Source organism: Streptosporangiales bacterium (assembly GCA_009379825.1).
GTDB lineage: Bacteria > Actinomycetota > Actinomycetes > Streptosporangiales > WHST01 > WHST01.
The window spans coordinates 125,589-143,674 of the sequence record WHTA01000006.1 but is presented as its reverse complement, the minus strand read 5'-3'; the positions used below and the strand labels follow the sequence as shown (position 1 = coordinate 143,674).

Below are 18,086 nucleotides of genomic sequence, written 5' to 3'. Positions count from 1 at the left end.
CTAGGCATCGGGTGAGGGAGACAACCTGTATGTGCCGTGAGACGTGGTTGTGTGGCCTCTGGTGGCCGGCGTTTCGTGCCGACTGGTCCGCTGTGGTTTGCCGTGATGCGTCTGAGTAGCGCCGTGCGGCTGGCCGCGCCGTCCGAGGACGGCCCCCAGGCCGCCCGTAGCGGCGGCGCGGCCAGCGCGCCGCAGGCGCGCTCTTGATCCTAAAGAGGTCAATCCGGCAAGGCAGACACGTCACGTCAAGACACGTCGCGGATCAACTGGCACAGGTCAAGACACGTCAGGCCGTGAGGTTCATGGCGTGCCAGGCGTCGCGGACAACGGTGTCGAGCGTGGATCGGGTCGGGTGCCAACCGAGTAGTGCTCGTGCGCGTTGGTTGTCGACCACGAGGCAGGGCGGTTCTGGAACGGCGGGTAGGTGCTCGACGGGGACGGAACGGCCAGTGACCGCCTCGACCGTGCGGATGATCTCGGCGACAGACGAACCCTTGCCGGACCCAATGTTGTAGATGGCGTGTTCGCCGGGTTTCGCTGTGTCGATGGCGAGGGCAATCGCATTGGCAACGTCGGTGACGTGGACGAAATCGCGTACGGTCGAGCCGTCGCCGTTGACAGTGAAGGTTGCTGAGGAAGCGGCAGCGTGGAGGGTCTTCGGGATGACGCCACGGGTGTTGTCGTCCCCATAGTCGTCGAGCGCACCGGCGAGGTTCACGAGACGCAGGGTGGTAGCTCGAAGGGCGCCGGTTGCGGCTTGGGCGGCGACGACCTGTTCAGCGGCGAGCTTGGACATCGCGTAGGGATGCTCCGGGGCAGGGGGTAGCTCTTCGGGCATAGCGGTCTGATGCTGGGTGCCGTAGACGGTCTGGGTGGACGCAAACAGGAAGGCGGGGCACCGGTCGGGTGCGGCGCCCTGGATGGCGAGCAGGAGGTTGATGGTGCCGGCGGTGTTTACGTCGAAGTAGGTCATCGGGTCGGCGATCGAGTCCCTGACGACGCCCAGTCCGGCGAGGTGGACAACCGCATCGAACGGTTCAGATATGACGGCTCGGACTGATTGACGGTTACGAAGATCCGCTTGGAGGAGGCGGACGTGCTCGGGAACGCCCGGCGCGGCACTACGTGAAAGGAGCCAGACGTCGTGACCGTGATTACGGAGGTAGGTCGCTACGACCCGAGCGAGGAAACCACGGCCTCCGGTAATGAGGGTCTTCATCGGGTCGTCTTTCGCTGCTTGAGCCGTCCCCGTCGCTTCACGGGCTCTACGAGGTCGGCACGCAACAGCTCGCGGCTGTCCGGCTCGTACTCACAACGCACCAGACAGGACCACAGCGCGCCACGCACCTCGGTGTAGAGCTCCTTGATGTTCTCGGCGAGGTAGAGGGCCGCACCGCGGGATCCCGCAGCGTGTATTCCGGCCGCGTAGAGCCAACCACCCTGGCCATCGGGCCGGGGTAGCACGCCAAGGTAGGCGTAGTCGCCGGACTCGTCACGGTCTTGAGGTGAACGGTGCCGGGTCCCGGTGACCTTGTCTTCGAGGTACCACCCGTGCTGGTCATGTTCGAATCCGTAGTTGGGGTCGGCGGATAGGACCTGTTCGAGCCACGGTGACTGACGTGGTCCGCAGGTAACGACCAAGCCTTCACGGTTCATGTCGATGAAGTCGGATGGACCGACGTACTCGGTGGTCGATGACAGTCCATAGGACTTGGCGAGCTGGGAGATGCGTTCTACGAACTCGGCATCCTCGCGATGGATGACGGGTCGCCCGGCGTCTCCCTGGGGGTAGGCAGCAGCCTCCACGGGGACTGCGATCGTGACCGAGTCGCCGGTGCTAAGTAGCGCACGTTCCGGCTTGGGGCGGGCCGTGCCAAGCTGGGAGAGGCGCGCGCGGCTCACACCCGCACGCTCGGCTATCTGGGTAAGGGTTAGTCCTTGGCTTCGTAGTTCTTCGACTGCGTCTCGGCGGATTTGGCCCAACTCGTTGATGGCCTCCTGGTATGCCGAGACAGCCTCTGTGGCGAGTCGTACACGCGCCAGTGGATCTGACGTGTCACGCACCCGTGCGACGTCATCCATGATCTCGCTCCCTGTGTGGGTCTCTTCTGATGGTAGTAAACCCGTCTTACGCGACTTACGCGCGGCCTCTTGACGTCTGACGTAAGGGCCCTTACAGTCGTGCGTAAGACCTCTTACACACTAGCTCGTAAGAAGGCACGCGGACTAAGGAGGCGCTACGGATGGCGATCGATGGAGGGTTCCGGTTCCCGGTCGAGTTCGGGCAGGCGTTCCCGCACGGCGCGTTCGTCGTGGGTGAGGTGATGCGGGTGCGGGACTACGACGCGAAGGGCGACAAACAGAAGGACGACAAGGTGACCGGTCTGCCGTTGTGGGAGGTCCGCTGCATGGACGCGGACCCGAGCGTGCGTAAGGGCGAGTTCAAGGTGAAGGTCGCCTCGAGGGTGCAGCCGGTGCCGCCGGACACGGTGGCTGGGTTGCCGTTCCGGCCGGTGGAGTTCACCGGCCTCACGGTCACCCCGTACGTCGATGACGGGTCGAAGCGCCTGGCGTACTCGTTCAACGCCACGGGCATGCAGGCCCCGACCGGTGCGGCGAAGGCGAACGGCGCGAAGGCGGCCAGCTCGTCTGCGGCGGGTAAGGAGCAGGCGGCATGACACACGTGAGCATCAACGTGCACGTGGCTGCCGGTGAGCCCCGGCAGGTGACCACGTTCGACGCCGACGGCAATGGTGCCCCGTTCGTGGCGTTGCAGGTCGGCTCGGACTTCGGCGGTGTGACGCTGATGGTCCGTGACGAGCAGGCGCTGAACGACTTGGCGTCGATGGTCGCTGAGGCCCGCACGGGCCTGGCCGGCGCCATCAACCGGGCCACCCGGGCCAAGCAGCAATCCGAGCTACCGGACCTGGTGGCTTCTTAGAGCCGGCGCGGCAGCGGTGACGGAGTTGGAGGCTCTCGCCGCTGCCGCGCCTTCCAAACCCACCTGTGAAGGCGTGATTGGCATGTCCAAGCGTAGTAACCCCGACATCCCGTGCGGTCAGACGGCGATGTTCACCTACCGCGCCGACGCCACCGCAAGGGCGCTCGGCCTCGACCTCACCCGCTGGGTCTACCCCTGCGGGCTGTGTAACGGCGGCTCTGTGAGCGAGCCGGGGAAGCTCTGCGCCACCTGCGCGCCCACCCCGCCACGCTCGCGGCGCAAGACCAGCAAGACCACAACTGCGAGGAAGGCCTCGCCGGCGAAGCGGAGGGAGGCGTGATGACTGTGCTCGGCGTGAACCTGTTCGGCCTAATCGTCGCGTTCCTGGCCGGCGTCGTCACCGGCGCCATGGTCGTGTTCTTCACTCGCGGCCCGGTGGTGGCGTACTTCCGGGTTAAGGACGAGCCCGACCCCCACCCGGTCCAGGTCGAGGTGCTCGCCTCACAGCCGCGTCCGCGTGTCCGTCGGCAGCCGGTGTGGGAGCGGGTGACGGCCCGCCCGGTCGGGGCGACGTTTCCTGAGGCGGCTCGTCGTCAGCTCGGCCGTGGCGGTGACCTGTGATGGCGGGCTGGGTGGAGAAGGCCGCGCCGGGTGTCTCCTCGGCGACAGTCAAGCTGCCGGTCAGCACCGCCGTCGCATTGCTCGTCCTGGCGTTCGGCTGGCGGGTCGTGTGGTTCCTGGTCCGGCAATGGCCGCTGTGGCTCGCCGGCGGCCTGACGGTGGTCGCGTTCCGGCTGTATGACGGCCTCGGCGGCTACGGCCTGTCCGGCACCGGCGCCGGCGTTGTGGTTGTGCTGGTGGCGTGGGCGCTGCTGCATCGCCGGTCGTTCCGCGTGTGCGTGTACTGGCCGGTCCGGGGCTGGATTCGCGGCCTGGTCAAGTACGCGCGCGGCTGGGGCGAGCTGATGGCCGTGTGCAAGCTGTCGAAGAAGGTCCGCTCGAACCATCGCGTACCGCGGCTGCTTCGCACCCGCTCGACGAGCACGGTGGACCGGGTGCGGGTGAAGACCCTACGCGGCCAGACGCTCGCGGACTTCGCCGAGAACACCGACCGGTTCGCCGAGAGCACCGGTGCGGTGGACTGCCGGGTCCGGCGCCTGTGCTGGCCGGGCCTGACGATCGCCGGCCGGCAGCTCATCCGGCGGCGGTTGCGGGCACGGGTGCTGGACCTGTGGTTCCTCATCCGCGATCCGCTGGCCGAGTTGGTGCCGCTGTTCCCGGTCGATGATCGACCGAACCTGAAGCGGCTGCCGCTGGCGCTGCGTGAGGACGGGCTGACCTGGACGCTTCGACTGCTGGGCACGCACGTGCTGATCGCGGGGAAGACCGGCGCCGGCAAGGGCAGCGTGTTGTGGTCGCTGATCCGCGCCCTCGGCCCGGCGGTCCGGGACGGGTCGGTGGAGCTGTGGGTGATCGACCCGAAGGGCGGCATGGAACTCGCCGCCGGGCAGGCCCTGTTCGCCCGCTACTGCTACGGCGACCGCACCAGCACCGATGACGGGCAGCGGCTGGCGTTCCAAACCGAATACGCCGAGTTCCTCGAATCCCTCGTCGACCGGATGCGGCAACGGCAACAGGAGCTGCGGGGCATCTTCCGCACCCACAAGGCGAGGCCGGGTGACCCGCACGTCGTCGTGCTGATCGACGAGCTCGCCGCGCTCACCTCCTACGTGCCTGACCGGAAGGTTAAGGCCCGGATCGAGGACGCGTTGAACCTGCTGCTCTCCCAGGGCCGCGCGTGCGGGATCTCCGTGGTCGCCGCGTTGCAGGACGCGCGGAAGGAGGTCGCGAACAACCGGGGCCTGTTCCCCACCCGCATCGGCCTCGCCCTCGGCGAGGAAGACGAGACCGACCTGATCCTCGGCACCACCGCGAGGAAGAACGGCGCCCGTTGCGACCAGATCGACGAGCAAACCTCTGGTGTCGGGTTCGTCGCCGTGGACGAGTCGCGTGAGCCGGTGCGGGTGCGGTTCGCCTACGTCGACGACGAGGAGATCGCCCACCTGACCCACGCCCACCGGCCACAGTCCCTGCCGGTGGACCCGTACCCGGCCGATCCGATCGAGGAGACCCACCGATGAGCACACTCACGAGCTGGATCACTGAGACCCGCGAGACCGTCGCCATCGAGTTCGGCTGTGGGGTGTGCCTGGACTTCGGGTACCTCGACGGCCTCGGGCCCTGCCCGCACTGTGACCCCGACGGCTACGCCGAACACGTCTACTACACCTCGCAGGAACACCGCTGCGGGCTCGGTGGCGCCGACCCATGGCCGGACGCCGGGGGTGATGCCCTGTGACGCCTACGAAGGCGGCGGACATCCCGCTGGAGGTGATCCGGTCCACCGCGGAAACCGAGGGAGTCTGCGTCAAACCGGTCATCACCCGGCTGCACGACACCCAAGAGAACACATCGCGGCTGGTGCCCATCCCATGCGGGTCCACCCGCGAGACCCGATGCCCATCGTGCGCGGACAAGAACCGGCGCCTGCGGATGCAGCAATGCCGCGAAGGCTGGCACCTCGACGTTGAACCCGTCACCGACGGCCAGGGCGACGGCGGTGAGGAGGACGACCTGGACGAGGAGTCGGGGGATACGTCGCGGCGGGTGCGGTCGACACGTCGGCGGCAGGACGCCCCGGATCTGCCTCGCCACGAGGTGGCCTCGCACACGATCGGGCCGACGTTCGGCACCGAGGACCGGCAGTACCGGCCAAGCATGTTCGGCACCTTCACCCTCGGCTCCTACGGCCGGGTCCGCGAGGACGGCACCCCGGTCGACCCGGAGGCCTACGACTACCGGCGCGCGGCGCTGGACGCGATGCACTTCCCAAAGCTGGTCGACCGGCTCTGGCAGAACCTCCGCCGCGCCATCGGATGGAAGGTTCAGTACTTCGCCGTCGTCGAACCGCAACGGCGCCTCGCGCCCCACTTGCACGCCGCGATCCGGGGCGCGATCCCTCGACAGCTGCTCAAGCAGGTCGTCGCGGGCACGTATCACCAGGTGTGGTGGCCGACCTTCGACCAGCCGGTGTACGTGGACGAGCTGCCCACCTGGGACCCAGACATCGGCGGGTACATCGACCCCCACACCGGCGAGCTGCTGCCGACCTGGGAGCAGGCACTCGACCGCCTCGACGCCGACCCGGACGCCGAGCCCGCGCACGTGGTCCGGTTCGGGGAACAGACCGACCTGCAGGGCATCCTCGCCGGCACTGACCAGGCGGACCGGCGGATCGGGTACCTGTGCAAGTACCTCACCAAATCGATCACCGACACCTACGACGCCGAAGAAATGACAGCTCGGCGCGCGGCGCACGTAGATCGGTTGTGGGAGCAGACGCGGTGGTTGCCGTGCTCCCCGACGTGTGCGAACTGGCTGCGCTACGGCATCCAACCCAAGAACGCCCGCCCCGAACTCCAGCCGGGACTATGCCGAGGGAAAGCACACCGCCGGGAAACGGTCGGCTGCGGCGGCCGGCGGGTCCTGGTGTCACGGCAGTGGACCGGAAAGACCCTCACCGACCACCGTGCCGACCGGGCAGCCGTGGTCCGGGCGGTGCTCGAGGAAGCCGGCATCCACGCCCCCGACATCGACCGCTACTCCACCAAGATCACCACCGACGACGGCCGGCCCCGCTACGTGTGGACGCCCGTGCACGCCGACGAGGACGAGCTACCGGAGTACCGGCACGTCTTGCTCGCCGCACTCCGCGAACGGCAGCGATGGCGAACCCAGTACGAGCAGGCCAAAGAACGCGCCGGACCGATGCTCGCAGAACTTTCGGCAACCGACGATCCCGCCACGGCGGCGGCATGACGAGGGGAGGCAACGACCAGATGGACAGGCTACTGACGGTCCGCGAGGCAGCGCCTCTGCTCGGGGCGAAGAACGAGCGGTTCCCCCGCCGGCTCATCGCCGAACGGCGAATCCGGTTCGTCCGCACTGGGCGCCACGTGCGCATCCCCGAGTCGGCTATCCGCGAGTACCGCGAGGCGAACACGGTGATGCCCATCGCCCGGGACAAGTCCGGACGGGTGGTGGCTGCCTGATGCCGAACAAGAAGGGCCGGCGCCAGTTCGGCTGGGTACGGAAGCTCCCGTCCGGGCGGCACCAGGCCAGCTACATAGGTCGTGACGGAATCCGGGTGACGGCACCCCGGACCTTCAACTCCAAGAAGGAAGCAAACGGCTGGCTGACGTTGCGTGAGGCTGAGTTGCTGCGTGGTGATGTTCCCGTAGCACAGAGGGGCGAGGTGCCGTTCGGGCCGTATGCGAAAGAGTGGATCGAACAACGACCAGGGCTCCGGCTACGCACGGCGTACCTGTACCGGTGGCTGTTGAACGCCTACCTACTGCCTACGTTCGACGGGGTGAATCTCGTTGATCTGGATGCGGGCTCAGTGCGGCGGTGGCGTGCCACGCTCCTTCAGCGTGGTGTTTCGGCAACGATGGTGGCGAAGGCATACCGGTTGCTGCGTGCCATCATGATGACGGCGGTCGACGAGGACGAGCTGATCCCGCGTAACCCCTGTCGGATTCGCGGCGCCGGCACCGAGACGCCGCCTGAGCGGCCAGTGCTCACGGTGTCACAGGTTTATGCACTCGCTGACGAGATGCCGCTGCGGCTACGTGCGCTGATCCTTGTCGCGACGTTCGCGAGCCTGCGGTTCGGTGAGGCAGCTGCCCTGCGACGAGCTGACCTCGATGTCGATGGTGGGACGGTGCACGTCCGGCGGGCGTACTCGGAGATCGCCGGGCAAGGACTCGTCGTGGGGCCACCCAAGTCGAAAGCCGGGGTCAGGAAGGTCGCACTACCGGCGAGTGTCCTCGTTGACCTGCGGGAACATCTCAAGAAGTACGTGGGTCGGTCCGCCGACGCCCTTCTCTTCACCGGCGCCAAAGGGGCGGCGCTGCGGCGTGGGAACTTCAACCAGCTTGTCCGGTGGCGCGATGCGGTGGCCAGGGTGGGGGTGCCCGGCTTGCACTTTCACGATCTGCGACACACGGGCAACACGCTGGCGGCGGACTCGGGTGTGAGTACGAAGAACCTGATGGCGCGCATGGGCCACGACAGCGAGCGAGCCGCGCTGATCTACCAGCACACGACGGCGAAGGCGGATCGTCTCATCGCGGATGTTCTCGACGCTCAGCTACGCGGCGAACGCCCGACCCCAGGAGACGGGCCGGCTGATGATGACGACGACGGGGAGGGGAGTGCTGGGGTGCCGGCTGCGCGGCGCTAATAGCACGCCAATAGCACGAACAGGGTTCGAGAGGGGATCGGGCGCCTTCCGCCGGTACCAGGGAGGCGCTTGTTTCCGTTGCTGTGTAAGGGTTTCAGGGTGTGGAGCGGGTGACGGGAATCGAACCCGCGTTGTTAGCTTGGGAAGCTAATGTTCTACCATTGAACTACACCCGCGCGCTGCCATCGGCATGCGAAAGCAAGTGTAGCGGCCGACGCGCTGCCTCCGGGTGGCGGCCGGGCTAGAACGCGTCGCGGAGCCGAGTGGGCAGGTCAACGGGGTAGTAGCGCTCCTGGGTGGCGGTGAGCTCCGCCGGTGTCCACCAGCCGTGGCCGTCGACCGTGCCGCGTTCGTACTCCTCCATGCCGTCCAGGGTGATCTCGAACGGCTGTACGTGGACGAGGTAGAAGTCCTGCTCCTGGACGAACGAACGCCCGTCGAACTGGAAGCTGGTGGTCGCGCTCCAGACCGGTCCGACCAGGTCGGCCGCGGTCACGGACAGGCCGGTCTCCTCGTACGCCTCGCGGGCCGCCGCCTGGGCCGTGCTCTCGCCGTCGTCGATCGCGCCGCCTACGGTGAACCAGAACGGCTGGTCGCGCCGTGACGGGTCGTAGCCGTGCAGGAGCAGCACCCGGCCGCCGGGGTCGATGGGGAGCAACCTGCCGGTGACGCGGTGGCGGGTCCGTGTGCTCATCGCGTCGACCCTACCGCTGCGGCCCGAATGAGTAGCGTCCCGTACCGCTGCGTTCGCTCACTGCGGACTCACCCCGTGGGGACGCCGTCACCTGCGTACTCTTGCCGGCACGGAAGGGCAGAAAATATTTTGTGAGTGAGTACTCACTCAGTTAATTTGGCACACGTGTCCAGCAGAAACGTCCGCGCCACCCCGCTGCCGCCCGACGAGCGCCGTGCGGCGATAGTCGCCGCCACCGTGCCGCTCGTCCGGGAGCGGGGGCTGTCGGTGAGTACTCGACAGATCGCCGCTGCCGCGGGGGTCGCCGAGGGCACGCTGTTCCGGGCCTTCCCGGACAAGCGGACGCTCGTCAACGCAGCGGTGGAAGCGGTGCTCGACCCGGAGCCCGGCCTGCGCAGGCTCGCCGCGATCGACCGGTCCGCGCCGTTGGAGGACCGCCTCACCGAGGCGGTGGACCTGCTCCACGCCGGCATGGAGAGCACCTGGCGGCTGATCGTGGAGCTGCGCACCGTCGAGGGCGAAGAGGCGATGACGAAGGCCGTCAACAAGCGGCGCTGGGAGCCGGTGATGGCCGCCCTCGCGGCGCTGTTCGAGCCGGACAGGGAACGTCTCAGTGTCACGCCGGAGCAGGCGACCCGGATGCTGCACACCATGCTCATCGCGTCACTGCACCACTTCCGGCCGGGCGCGGAGAACGAGGAACCACTGACTACCAGGGACATCGTCGAGGTAGTGCTCTACGGGGTCGTCGGCCGCCAGACGCGGGGCGGCGACCGACCCGACATTCGACCGGACGGGGGTTCGTGAGTGCTGATTCGCCTGCTGCGTATCCATCTGCGGCCGTATCGGCTGCTCCTGCTCGGCGTCGTCGTGCTCCAGTTGATCGGGACGATCGCGTCGCTGTACCTACCCAGCCTGAACGCCGACATCATCGACCGCGGCGCCGCGGTGACACCAACTACATCCTGACGACCGGCGGCTACATGCTGGCCGTCAGCCTGGGCCAGATCGTGTGCAGCATCGGCGCGGTCTACCTCGGTGCGCGCACGGCCATGGGCCTGGGCAGGGACGTGCGGTCTGCCGTCTTCCACCGGGTCGGCGAGTTCTCCAGCCGTGAGGTCTCGCATTTCGGTGCACCGTCGCTGATCATCCGCACGACCAACGACGTGCAACAGGTGCAGATGCTCGCGATGATGAGCTGCACCATGGCGGTGATGGCGCCGATCATGTGCGTCGGTGGCATCGTCATGGCGCTGCAGGAGGACTTCGGGCTCTCCTGGCTGCTGCTCGTCTGCGTACCCCTTCTGCTCATCGCCATCTCGCAGATCGTGGTGCGGATGGTGCCGCAGTTCCGCCGGATGCAGGAACGCATCGACGACGTGAACCGGGTGCTGCGCGAGCAGATCACCGGCATCAGGGTGGTGCGGGCGTTCGTGCGCGAGCCGTACGAGACGGACCGGTTCGAGACCGCGAACGAGCGGCTCACCGACACCGCGCTACGGGCCGGCCGGTTGTTCGCGCTGATGTTCCCGACGGTGATGCTGGTGCTCAACGGCTCCAGCGTGGCCGTGCTCTGGTTCGGCGGGCACCGCGTCGACGCGGGCGAGGTGGAGATCGGGTCGCTCATCGCGTTCCTGAACTACCTGCTGCAGATCCTCATGTCCGTGATGATGGCGACCTTCATGTTCGTGATGGTGCCACGCGCCGCGGTGTCGGCGGAGCGGATCGTGGAGGTGCTCGACACCGAGCCGTCGGTGGAGCCGCCGGCCCGGCCGGCCGCGGACGTGCCGCGGCGGGGCGAGCTGGAGTTCCACGGCGTCGGCTTCCACTACCCGGGCGCCGACGCCCCGGTGCTCACCGACATCGACTTCCGGGCCAGACCGTCGCGATCATCGGCAGCACGGGTGCCGGCAAGACGACGCTGGTGTCCCTCGCGCCGCGGCTGTTCGACGCGACCGCAGGTGAGGTACGGGTCGACGGCATCGACGTACGCGACATGGAGCCGGACCGGCTGTGGGAGCGGATCGGGCTGGTGCCGCAACGCCCGTACCTGTTCTCCGGGACGGTGGCGTCGAACCTCCGCTACGGCAACACGCAGGCGACCGACGAGGAGCTGTGGGCGGCGCTGCAGGTCGCGCAGGCACGTGACTTCGTGGAGGCGATGCCGGACGGGCTGGACGCGGAGATCGCACAGGGCGGCACCAACGTCTCCGGCGGGCAACGCCAGCGGTTGGCGATCGCGCGGGCGCTCGTGGCCCGGCCGAACATCTACCTGTTCGACGACTCGTTCTCCGCGCTCGACCTGGCGACCGACGCCAGGCTGCGGGCCGCGCTGCGGCCCCTTACGAGGGACGCGACGGTCGTCATCGTCGCCCAGCGGGTGTCCACCATCATCGACGCCGACCAGATCATCGTGCTCGAGAACGGCCGGATCGTCGGGCACGGCACGCACGACGAGCTCGTGGCGTCGTGCCCGACGTACGAGGAGATCGTCTCGTCCCAGCTCACCGAGAGGGCCGCATGACCGCCGCGTCGGACGGCGAGCGGCCGAAGGCTCCGGCGCGCGACTCCAGCCGGCCGAAGGGCGCCGGGTTCGGTGGTGGCCCCGGCGGTGGCGGCCTGGGGATGCCGGCCGAGAAGCCGATGAACTTCTGGCCCTCGGCCAAGCGGCTGCTCGGCCGGCTCGCGCCGGAAAAGCTGATGGTGGGGGTCGTCATCGCCCTGGCCGTCGTCAGCGTCGCGCTGTCCGTGCTGGGGCCGAAGGTGCTCGGCCTAGCCACCGACGTACTCTTCACCGGCGTCATCGGCAAGCGGTTGCCCGACGGCCTCACCAAGGCGCAGGCGATCGAGGCGGCACGGCAGCGCGGCGAGGACGGCTTCGCCGACCTGCTCTCCGGCATGGACGTCGTGCCGGGGCAGGGTATCGACTTCGAGAAGCTGGGGCTGATCCTGCTCGGGGCGGTCGTCGTGTACGTGGCGGCGTCGGTGTTCAGCTGGCTGCAGGCGTACCTGCTGAACAGCATCGTGCAGCGGGCGATCTACAAGCTGCGCTCCGACGTCGAGGACAAGCTGCACCGGCTGCCGCTGCGGTACTTCGACAAGCAGACCCGCGGCGAGGTGCTCAGCCGGGTCACCAACGACATCGACAACGTCAGCCAGAGCTTGCAGCAGACCATGAGTCAGCTGCTGTTCTCGCTGCTCACCGTCGTCGGCGTGCTGACCATGATGGTCATCATCTCGCCGCTGCTTGCCATCGTCGCGTTGATCGCGGTGCCGTTGTCCGTGGTGCTGACCACGCAGATCGCCAAGCGGTCGCAGCAGAAGTTCGTCGCCCAGTGGCGGCACACCGGCGAGCTGAACGGCCAGATCGAGGAGGCCTACACCGGCCATGCACTGGTGAAGGTGTTCGGTCGCCAGCGCGACATCGAGCAGACGTTCAAGGAGAAGAACGACGAGCTGTTCCAGACGTCGTTCGGCGCTCAGTTCATCTCCGGCATCATCATGCCGTCGATGATGTTCATCGGGAACCTCACCTACGTCGCCATCGCGGTCGTCGGTGGGCTGCGGGTCGCGTCCGGCACCATGTCGCTCGGTGACGTGCAGGCGTTCATCCAGTACTCGCGGCAGTTCACCCAGCCGCTGACCCAGGTCGCGTCGATGGCGAACCTGCTGCAGTCCGGGGTGGCGTCGGCGGAGCGGGTGTTCGAGCTGCTCGACGAGGACGAGCAGGTGGCCGACCGGGAGGACGCGACGCCGGTGAGTGCACCGCGCGGCCAGGTCGACTTCGAGCACGTCTCGTTCAGCTACGACCCCGAGACCCCGCTGATCGAGGACCTGTCGCTGACGGCGGCGCCCGGGCACACCGTCGCCATCGTCGGCCCGACGGGAGCGGGCAAGACCACGCTGGTCAACCTGGTGATGCGGTTCTACGAGCTGAACGCCGGGCGGATCACCCTGGACGGCGTGGACATCGCGCACATGACCCGCGCCGACCTGCGGTCGAAGATCGGCATGGTGCTGCAGGACGCCTGGCTGTTCGGCGGCACGATCAGGGACAACATCGCGTACGGCCGGCCGGACGCCACCGAGGACGAGATCGTGCGTGCGGCGGAGGCGACGTACGTCGACCGATTCGTTCGCAGCCTGCCGGACGGTTACGACACGGTGATCGACGAGGAGGGCAGCAACGTCAGCGCGGGCGAGAAGCAGCTGCTGACCATCGCCCGCGCGTTCCTCGCCGAGCCGGCGCTGCTGATCCTCGACGAGGCGACCTCGTCGGTCGACACCCGCACCGAGCTGTTGGTGCAGCACGCCATGGCGGCGTTGCGGTCCGACCGTACGAGCTTCGTCATCGCGCACCGGCTGTCGACGATCAGGGACGCCGACCTCATCCTCGTGATGGAGCACGGCCAGATCGTCGAGCAGGGCACCCACGCCGAGCTGCTGAAAAGCGGTGGCGCGTACGCCGCGCTCTACGAGGCACAGTTCGCGTCGTCGGCGGTCGAGCTGGACGAACCGGGAGGCGAGCCGGAGGCGGTCGCCGCGCGCTCATAGGGTGGCCCGGTGAACGCGCGTCCCGAGCTGGTGGTCTTCGACTGTGACGGCGTGCTCGTCGACACCGAGCGGATCGCGGTACGCGTGGACGCCGAGGTGTTGGCCGAGCTCGGCTGGCCGCTGACCGAGGAGGAGATCATCAGGCGCTTCCTCGGCCGCTCCCACGAGCAGATGGTGCGCGAGGTCGAGGAACACCTCGGCGGCGCGTTGCCTGCCGACTGGGTCGACGACTTCCAGGGCCGCTACGCGGCCGCCATCGAGGCCGAGGTGACCGCGGTCGACGGCATCGTCGACGTGCTCGACGCCCTGCGCGACGCCGGGGTGGCGACCTGCGTCGCGTCCAGCGGCAGCCACAGGAAGATGCGCGGCACGCTGGGGCTGACCGGGCTGTACGACCGGTTCGCCGGCCGCATCTACAGCGCCACCGAGGTCGAGCACGGCAAGCCCGCACCCGACCTGTTCCTGCACGCCGCCGGCCAGCTGGGCGTCGAGCCGGCCGGGTGCGCCGTGGTGGAGGACAGCCACTACGGCGTGCAGGCCGCGCGCGCCGCGGGCATGCGCGCGTTTGGCTATGCGGGTGGGATCACGCCAGCCGACTGGCTGAGCGGCCTGGGCACGGTGGTCTTCGACGACATGCGCGAGCTGCCGAAACTGCTCGGCGTCGTGCCCTGACCGCCTACGCGGGGGTGCCGTCCCGCCGGCAGGGCGGGTCGTACGGCAGGTCGGGCAGGTACGTACGCCACTCGCCCTTCGTGATTCGGTCGCCGCTGCGGGCGCAGATCCGTTCGATCACCGCGGCCTCGTTCGTGCGCCAGGTGCGGATCACCTGGTCGCCGCCGCCGGCGACCAGTGCGTCCCCCGTGGGCCGGAACGTGGCCGCGTTCTGCGGCGAGCCGGTCGGTGCCAGCACCGCCTGCGTCGTCGCCCGGCGTGGCTGCGAGACGTCCCACAGCCACGTGGTGCCGTCGATGACCGACCCGGCGAGCAGGTGGCCGCGCGGGTGGAAGGTGAGCTCGAAGATGCGTCCTGACGGTCCGCTCAGCGGTGCACCGATGCGGTGCGGCCGGTCGGGTCGGTGCACGTCCCACAGCAGCACGGTGCTGTCCACCCCGCCGATGGCGAGCACGTCGCCGTCCGGGCTGAACGTGGCGCTGTAGACGTAGCTGTCCAGCCCGTCGAGCACTGCGCGACGGCGGGGTTGGGCCGGCTCGGCAAGGTCGTAGAGGTACACCTTGCTGTCGGCGCTCGCGGCCGCGAGGGTGCGGCCGCCCGGTGCCCAGTCGAGGTCGAGCACCACGTCGCGCGGTGCGCCCATGGTGGCGAGCTGTCGTGGCCGGCCGGGCGAGCTGACGTCCCACAGCCGCACGGCGTTGTCGCGGCCGGCCGCGGCGAGCAGCGAGCCGTCCGGGCTGAACGCCACGGTGAACACCTCCGCGGCGGAGCCGCCGAGCGTGGCGGCATGGCGTGGCTCCAACGGGTCGCGGAGGTCGTACAGGTGCACGTCGCCCTGTGTGCTGCCGGCGGCAACCAACTCCCCGTCGGCGGCGATGTCGCCGGCACCGCTGAAGGCCGCTGCATCGTCGGGTGCGGTGACGCTCTCGGCCAGCGGTGTCGGGTGCATGGCTTGGGTGGTGTCCCACACGGTCGCCTGGCCGGCGGAGAAGGCCGCCAGCCGGTGCCCGTCGGCGCTGAACGGGAGATCGAGGATCGGTGCCTCGGTGTGCTGCGGTAGCGCAGTCGCCAGGTCCCACAGCCGCACGGCCCCGTCGGTGGCCACGGACGCGAGGGTCTGTCCGTCGTCGGTGAACGTGGCCCAGGTGACCACGTCCGGATGCGGCAGCGTCTGCACGCTCGTCCAGGTGGACGTGTCGATCACGCGCATGGTGGAGTCGGAGCTGCCTGCCGCCAGGTACTGCCCGTCCGGGCTCACCGCAACCGTGGTGACGTAGAGCTCGAACAGGTCGTCGAGGACGGTACGCAGCCGCGGCCGCTGTGGTGGCGTGACGTCGTACACCCGCACGGCGCGGTCGTGCGAGCCGGTGACGAGCGTGCCGCCGTCGGGGGCGAACGCCAGCGCTGGCACCGGGCGGTCGCCGGCCGCAAGCACGGCCGTGCGGCGCTCGTCGTCCGCCACGTCCCACAGCTGCACCTCGCCGCTGTCGGTGCCGAACGCCAGCCGGTCGCCGCCGGCGTCGTAGCTGACTGTGCGGGTGGTCGCGGTGGCCGGCAGCCGGGCGAGCCGCCGCGGTTGCGTCGGTTCCGCGGTGTCCCAGCGGAAGACGCCGTTGCCGCCGGCGGCGGCGAGCTCGTCCCCGCTCGGCGCGAACGCGAGCCGCTCGATCGCGTGTTGTGGACCGCCGCGCAGGGTGGCCAACCGCCGCGGTGACCGCGGGTTCGTGACGTCCCACAACGCGATCGTCGCCGTCGTGTCACCTACGGCGAGCAGCCGGTCGTCGGGCGACAGCGCCAGCGCGTAGACGAGCGCTCCTGGTGCGCCGGCGGCGATGGTGCCCGTACGCACCAGCCTGCCGTCCGCCTCGGTCAACAGCCGGACCGAACCGTCGGTCGCGTCGCTGGCCGCGACCAGGCCGCCGTCGGTGGCCGCGGCCATGGCCGTCGGCCCTGGGCCGCCGAGGTACCTCGCCGCCGTCGGCCCGGTCGCCGACTCCAGCAGCGAGGACCGCGCATCCCTGGTCTTCGCTATGCCGTAGCCGGCGACGGCCAGCTGTCCGGCCAGGGTGGGGTCGGTCTGGCGCAGCTCGTCGGCAGTCAGCGCCATCTGCTGCGAGAGCGCCGTGTCGCGCGCGGCCAGCGCGTCGGTGCGGGCCCGGCCGGCGACCCCGGCAAGCACGGCCGCGACGAGAGCACAGACCACGGCCGCCGCGGTCAGCGCGCGCAGCCCCTTCGCCCGCCGGACGGCCGCCGCCTGCACCCGCCGTTCCTCGGCCGCGCTCTGGTCGAGGAACTCCCGCTCGACCGTGGTGAGCCGTAGCGTGGCCGGTGCGGACTCGACCTGTGCCTGCATCAGCGCAAGACGGCTGCCGGCGGCGAGCGTGGAGCCGTCGCGCCCGGTCTCCACCCAGATCCGTGCCGCCTCGGTGATCTTGCGGTGGTTGCGCAACGCCTCGCGGTCGTCGTCGATCAACGCGCGCAACCGCGGCCACGCGGTGACCAGCGACTCGTGCGCCAGTTGCACGGTGTCCTCGTCGACGGTGACCAGCCGGGCCTCGGCGAGCCGGTCGACGACGGTCTGTGCCACCGGGTCCAGGTCGAGCAGCTCGGTCAGCTCCGCCCGGCGCCCCGTCGCCGTGGTGTCCTCGTCGACGGTGACCAGGCGGAGCAGCAGCTCCGCGGTCAGCCGCTGCGCGGCCGGGTCGAGCTCGGCGTACGCGGCCTCGGCCGTCTGCACCACCGCACCACCGAGCCCGCCGGCCGCGGTGAAGCCGGCCAGCGTGAGCACGTCACCCCTGCGTCGGCGCCAGGTCTCCAGCATTGCGTGCGAGAGCAGCGGCAGCCGGCCTGGCCGCGGGCGTCCCTGACGACGGCGGCGAGCAGCGCCCGTTCCACCGACAGGCCCACCGCCGTTGCCGGCCCGGCGACCGCGGCCTGCAGCTCCTCGTCGGTCATCGGCGCGACGAGCACCTGGTCGTTGCGCAGTGCGGCGGCCAGCCGCGGGTGTTCCGCGCACCGGCCGTAGAAGTCGGCGCGCACGCTCAGCAGCAGCCGCACCCGGCCGTCCGACCGGTCCGCGAGCTCCAGCAGGCCTTCGACGAGCGCGGCCCGCTCCTCGGCCGGGTAGTGCGTGAAGACCTCCTCGAGCTGGTCGACGACGAGGACGCACGTGCTGTGACCGGTGAGCTCCTCGGCCAACCTCTCCCGCAGCCGGCCGCACGGGGTGGTGACGACGGCGTGCACGTCCCGCGGCAGCGCGGGCACCACGCCCGCGGCAAGCAGCGACGACTTGCCGACACCGGACGCGCCGAGCACCACGGTCACCGGACGGCTGGTCGCCCGCGTCACCAGCTCGGCGACGAGGTCCTCCCGGCCGAAGTACAGGTCGGCGTCCGCGGTCGTGAAGCTGGTCAGCCCGCGGTAGGGCGCGCGGTCGGCGGTGGCCGACGCGTCGTCGAGCCGTTCGGTGGCGGCGGACAGCGCGGCCGCCTGCCACTTGGCCGTCCACTCCTGCTCGTCACCGCCGCAGGCGGTGGCGTAGGCGACCGCCACGTCCAGGATGGGCAGCCGGTGTCCCGCCGCGGCGGCGGACAGCGTCGACGGAGAGTAGCCGGTGCGGGCGGAGAGATTCCGGTAGGGCAGGCCGGCGTCCTGGCGCAGCGCGCGCAGCTCGACGGCGAACCGCTCGGCCACGCCGTCGGCACCTTCGACAGGGCGTTCCGGACGAGGCATACCCATCCCACCATCGGACTGGACGACCTGTCGGGGACGCACCGCCGCCGCCCCCGGTTGTCGCCCTCGGTTGTCCGCAGCCGGCCACGTTCGGTGCTGCTGACGGGTACCGAACAACTCGGCCGCACCGTAAAAAGGTACGACCGAGCAGGCTGACGGGCCGGGGAAACGTGAACCGTTTCAGGCCC

Annotated in this window: 17 protein-coding genes, 1 tRNA gene and 1 pseudogene; 13 read left to right on the top strand and 6 right to left on the bottom strand. The window is 69.4% G+C overall.

The window, feature by feature from the left end; translation table 11 throughout:
* Positions 1-286: 286 nt before the first annotated feature.
* Both GEV07_05300 and GEV07_05295 read right to left on the bottom strand, forming a co-directional pair.
* Complete coding sequence (locus GEV07_05300; protein ID MQA02151.1) at positions 287-1,219, bottom strand: NAD-dependent epimerase/dehydratase family protein; 933 nt, start codon at positions 1,217-1,219, stop codon at positions 287-289.
* Entirely contained in the window at positions 1,216-2,082 is an 867-nt protein-coding gene (locus GEV07_05295) for a sigma-70 family RNA polymerase sigma factor (GenBank protein MQA02150.1), read from the bottom strand. The genes GEV07_05300 and GEV07_05295 overlap by 4 nt, the downstream gene beginning before the upstream one ends.
* Positions 2,083-2,243: 161 nt before the next feature.
* On the opposite strand from GEV07_05295, the gene GEV07_05290 reads away from it, so the two are divergent.
* The 9 genes from GEV07_05290 to GEV07_05250 all read left to right on the top strand — a co-directional run bounded on the left by GEV07_05290 (position 2,244) and on the right by GEV07_05250 (position 8,246).
* Positions 2,244-2,678 carry a plasmid replication, integration and excision activator gene (locus GEV07_05290; protein MQA02149.1) on the top strand — a complete coding sequence of 145 codons (435 nt, stop codon included), beginning with the start codon at positions 2,244-2,246 and terminating at the stop codon, positions 2,676-2,678.
* Positions 2,675-2,941 (top strand): hypothetical protein, encoded by a 267-nt coding sequence (locus GEV07_05285; GenBank protein ID MQA02148.1) that lies wholly within the window; start codon positions 2,675-2,677, stop codon positions 2,939-2,941. The genes GEV07_05290 and GEV07_05285 overlap by 4 nt, the downstream gene beginning before the upstream one ends.
* Before the next feature lie 82 nt (positions 2,942-3,023).
* On the top strand, positions 3,024-3,281 hold the full coding sequence (locus GEV07_05280) for a hypothetical protein (GenBank protein MQA02147.1): 258 nt from the start codon (positions 3,024-3,026) through the stop codon (positions 3,279-3,281).
* Positions 3,281-3,562, top strand: coding sequence for a hypothetical protein (locus tag GEV07_05275; GenBank protein ID MQA02146.1), 282 nt, complete (start codon positions 3,281-3,283; stop codon positions 3,560-3,562). Before GEV07_05280 ends, GEV07_05275 begins: the two co-directional genes overlap by 1 nt.
* On the top strand, positions 3,562-5,082 hold the full coding sequence (locus tag GEV07_05270; protein MQA02145.1) for a cell division protein FtsK: 1,521 nt from the start codon (positions 3,562-3,564) through the stop codon (positions 5,080-5,082). The genes GEV07_05275 and GEV07_05270 overlap by 1 nt, the downstream gene beginning before the upstream one ends.
* Entirely contained in the window at positions 5,079-5,300 is a 222-nt protein-coding gene (locus tag GEV07_05265) for a hypothetical protein (GenBank protein ID MQA02144.1), read from the top strand. Before GEV07_05270 ends, GEV07_05265 begins: the two co-directional genes overlap by 4 nt.
* 20 nt (positions 5,301-5,320) lie before the next feature.
* Positions 5,321-6,820, top strand: coding sequence for a replication initiation protein (locus GEV07_05260; protein ID MQA02143.1), 1,500 nt, complete (start codon positions 5,321-5,323; stop codon positions 6,818-6,820).
* Positions 6,821-6,840: 20 nt separating this feature from the next.
* Entirely contained in the window at positions 6,841-7,053 is a 213-nt protein-coding gene (locus GEV07_05255; protein MQA02142.1) for a helix-turn-helix domain-containing protein, read from the top strand.
* Positions 7,053-8,246, top strand: a complete 1,194-nt coding sequence (locus tag GEV07_05250) for a tyrosine-type recombinase/integrase (protein ID MQA02141.1) — start codon at positions 7,053-7,055, stop codon at positions 8,244-8,246. The genes GEV07_05255 and GEV07_05250 overlap by 1 nt, the downstream gene beginning before the upstream one ends.
* Positions 8,247-8,348: 102 nt before the next feature.
* On the opposite strand, the gene GEV07_05245 is transcribed toward GEV07_05250, so the two are convergent.
* Together GEV07_05245 and GEV07_05240 are read right to left on the bottom strand one after the other, a co-directional pair.
* Positions 8,349-8,422 (bottom strand) — tRNA-Gly (locus GEV07_05245).
* Between the two features lie 65 nt (positions 8,423-8,487).
* Positions 8,488-8,940 carry an NUDIX domain-containing protein gene (locus tag GEV07_05240; GenBank protein MQA02140.1) on the bottom strand — a complete coding sequence of 151 codons (453 nt, stop codon included), beginning with the start codon at positions 8,938-8,940 and terminating at the stop codon, positions 8,488-8,490.
* A gap of 135 nt (positions 8,941-9,075) precedes the next feature.
* On the opposite strand from GEV07_05240, the gene GEV07_05235 reads away from it, so the two are divergent.
* From GEV07_05235 to GEV07_05220, 4 genes and pseudogenes are all read left to right on the top strand, one after another.
* On the top strand, positions 9,076-9,747 hold the full coding sequence (locus tag GEV07_05235; GenBank protein ID MQA02139.1) for a TetR family transcriptional regulator: 672 nt from the start codon (positions 9,076-9,078) through the stop codon (positions 9,745-9,747).
* Positions 9,748-11,464 (top strand): annotated as a pseudogene (locus tag GEV07_05230) (ATP-binding cassette domain-containing protein). It begins immediately after the preceding gene.
* Positions 11,461-13,494 carry an ATP-binding cassette domain-containing protein gene (locus GEV07_05225; protein ID MQA02138.1) on the top strand — a complete coding sequence of 678 codons (2,034 nt, stop codon included), beginning with the start codon at positions 11,461-11,463 and terminating at the stop codon, positions 13,492-13,494. The pseudogene GEV07_05230 and the gene GEV07_05225 overlap by 4 nt, the downstream one beginning before the upstream one ends.
* 30 nt (positions 13,495-13,524) lie before the next feature.
* Positions 13,525-14,166, top strand: a complete 642-nt coding sequence (locus GEV07_05220; protein ID MQA02137.1) for an HAD-IA family hydrolase — start codon at positions 13,525-13,527, stop codon at positions 14,164-14,166.
* A gap of 4 nt (positions 14,167-14,170) precedes the next feature.
* Here GEV07_05220 and GEV07_05215 read toward each other — a convergent pair whose 3' ends face one another.
* Both GEV07_05215 and GEV07_05210 read right to left on the bottom strand, forming a co-directional pair.
* A complete protein-coding gene (locus GEV07_05215; GenBank protein ID MQA02136.1) occupies positions 14,171-16,954 on the bottom strand; it encodes a hypothetical protein in 2,784 nt (927 codons plus the stop codon).
* Positions 16,849-17,904 carry a helix-turn-helix domain-containing protein gene (locus GEV07_05210; GenBank protein MQA02135.1) on the bottom strand — a complete coding sequence of 352 codons (1,056 nt, stop codon included), beginning with the start codon at positions 17,902-17,904 and terminating at the stop codon, positions 16,849-16,851. Before GEV07_05210 ends, GEV07_05215 begins: the two co-directional genes overlap by 106 nt.
* Between the last annotated feature and the right edge of the window lie 182 nt (positions 17,905-18,086).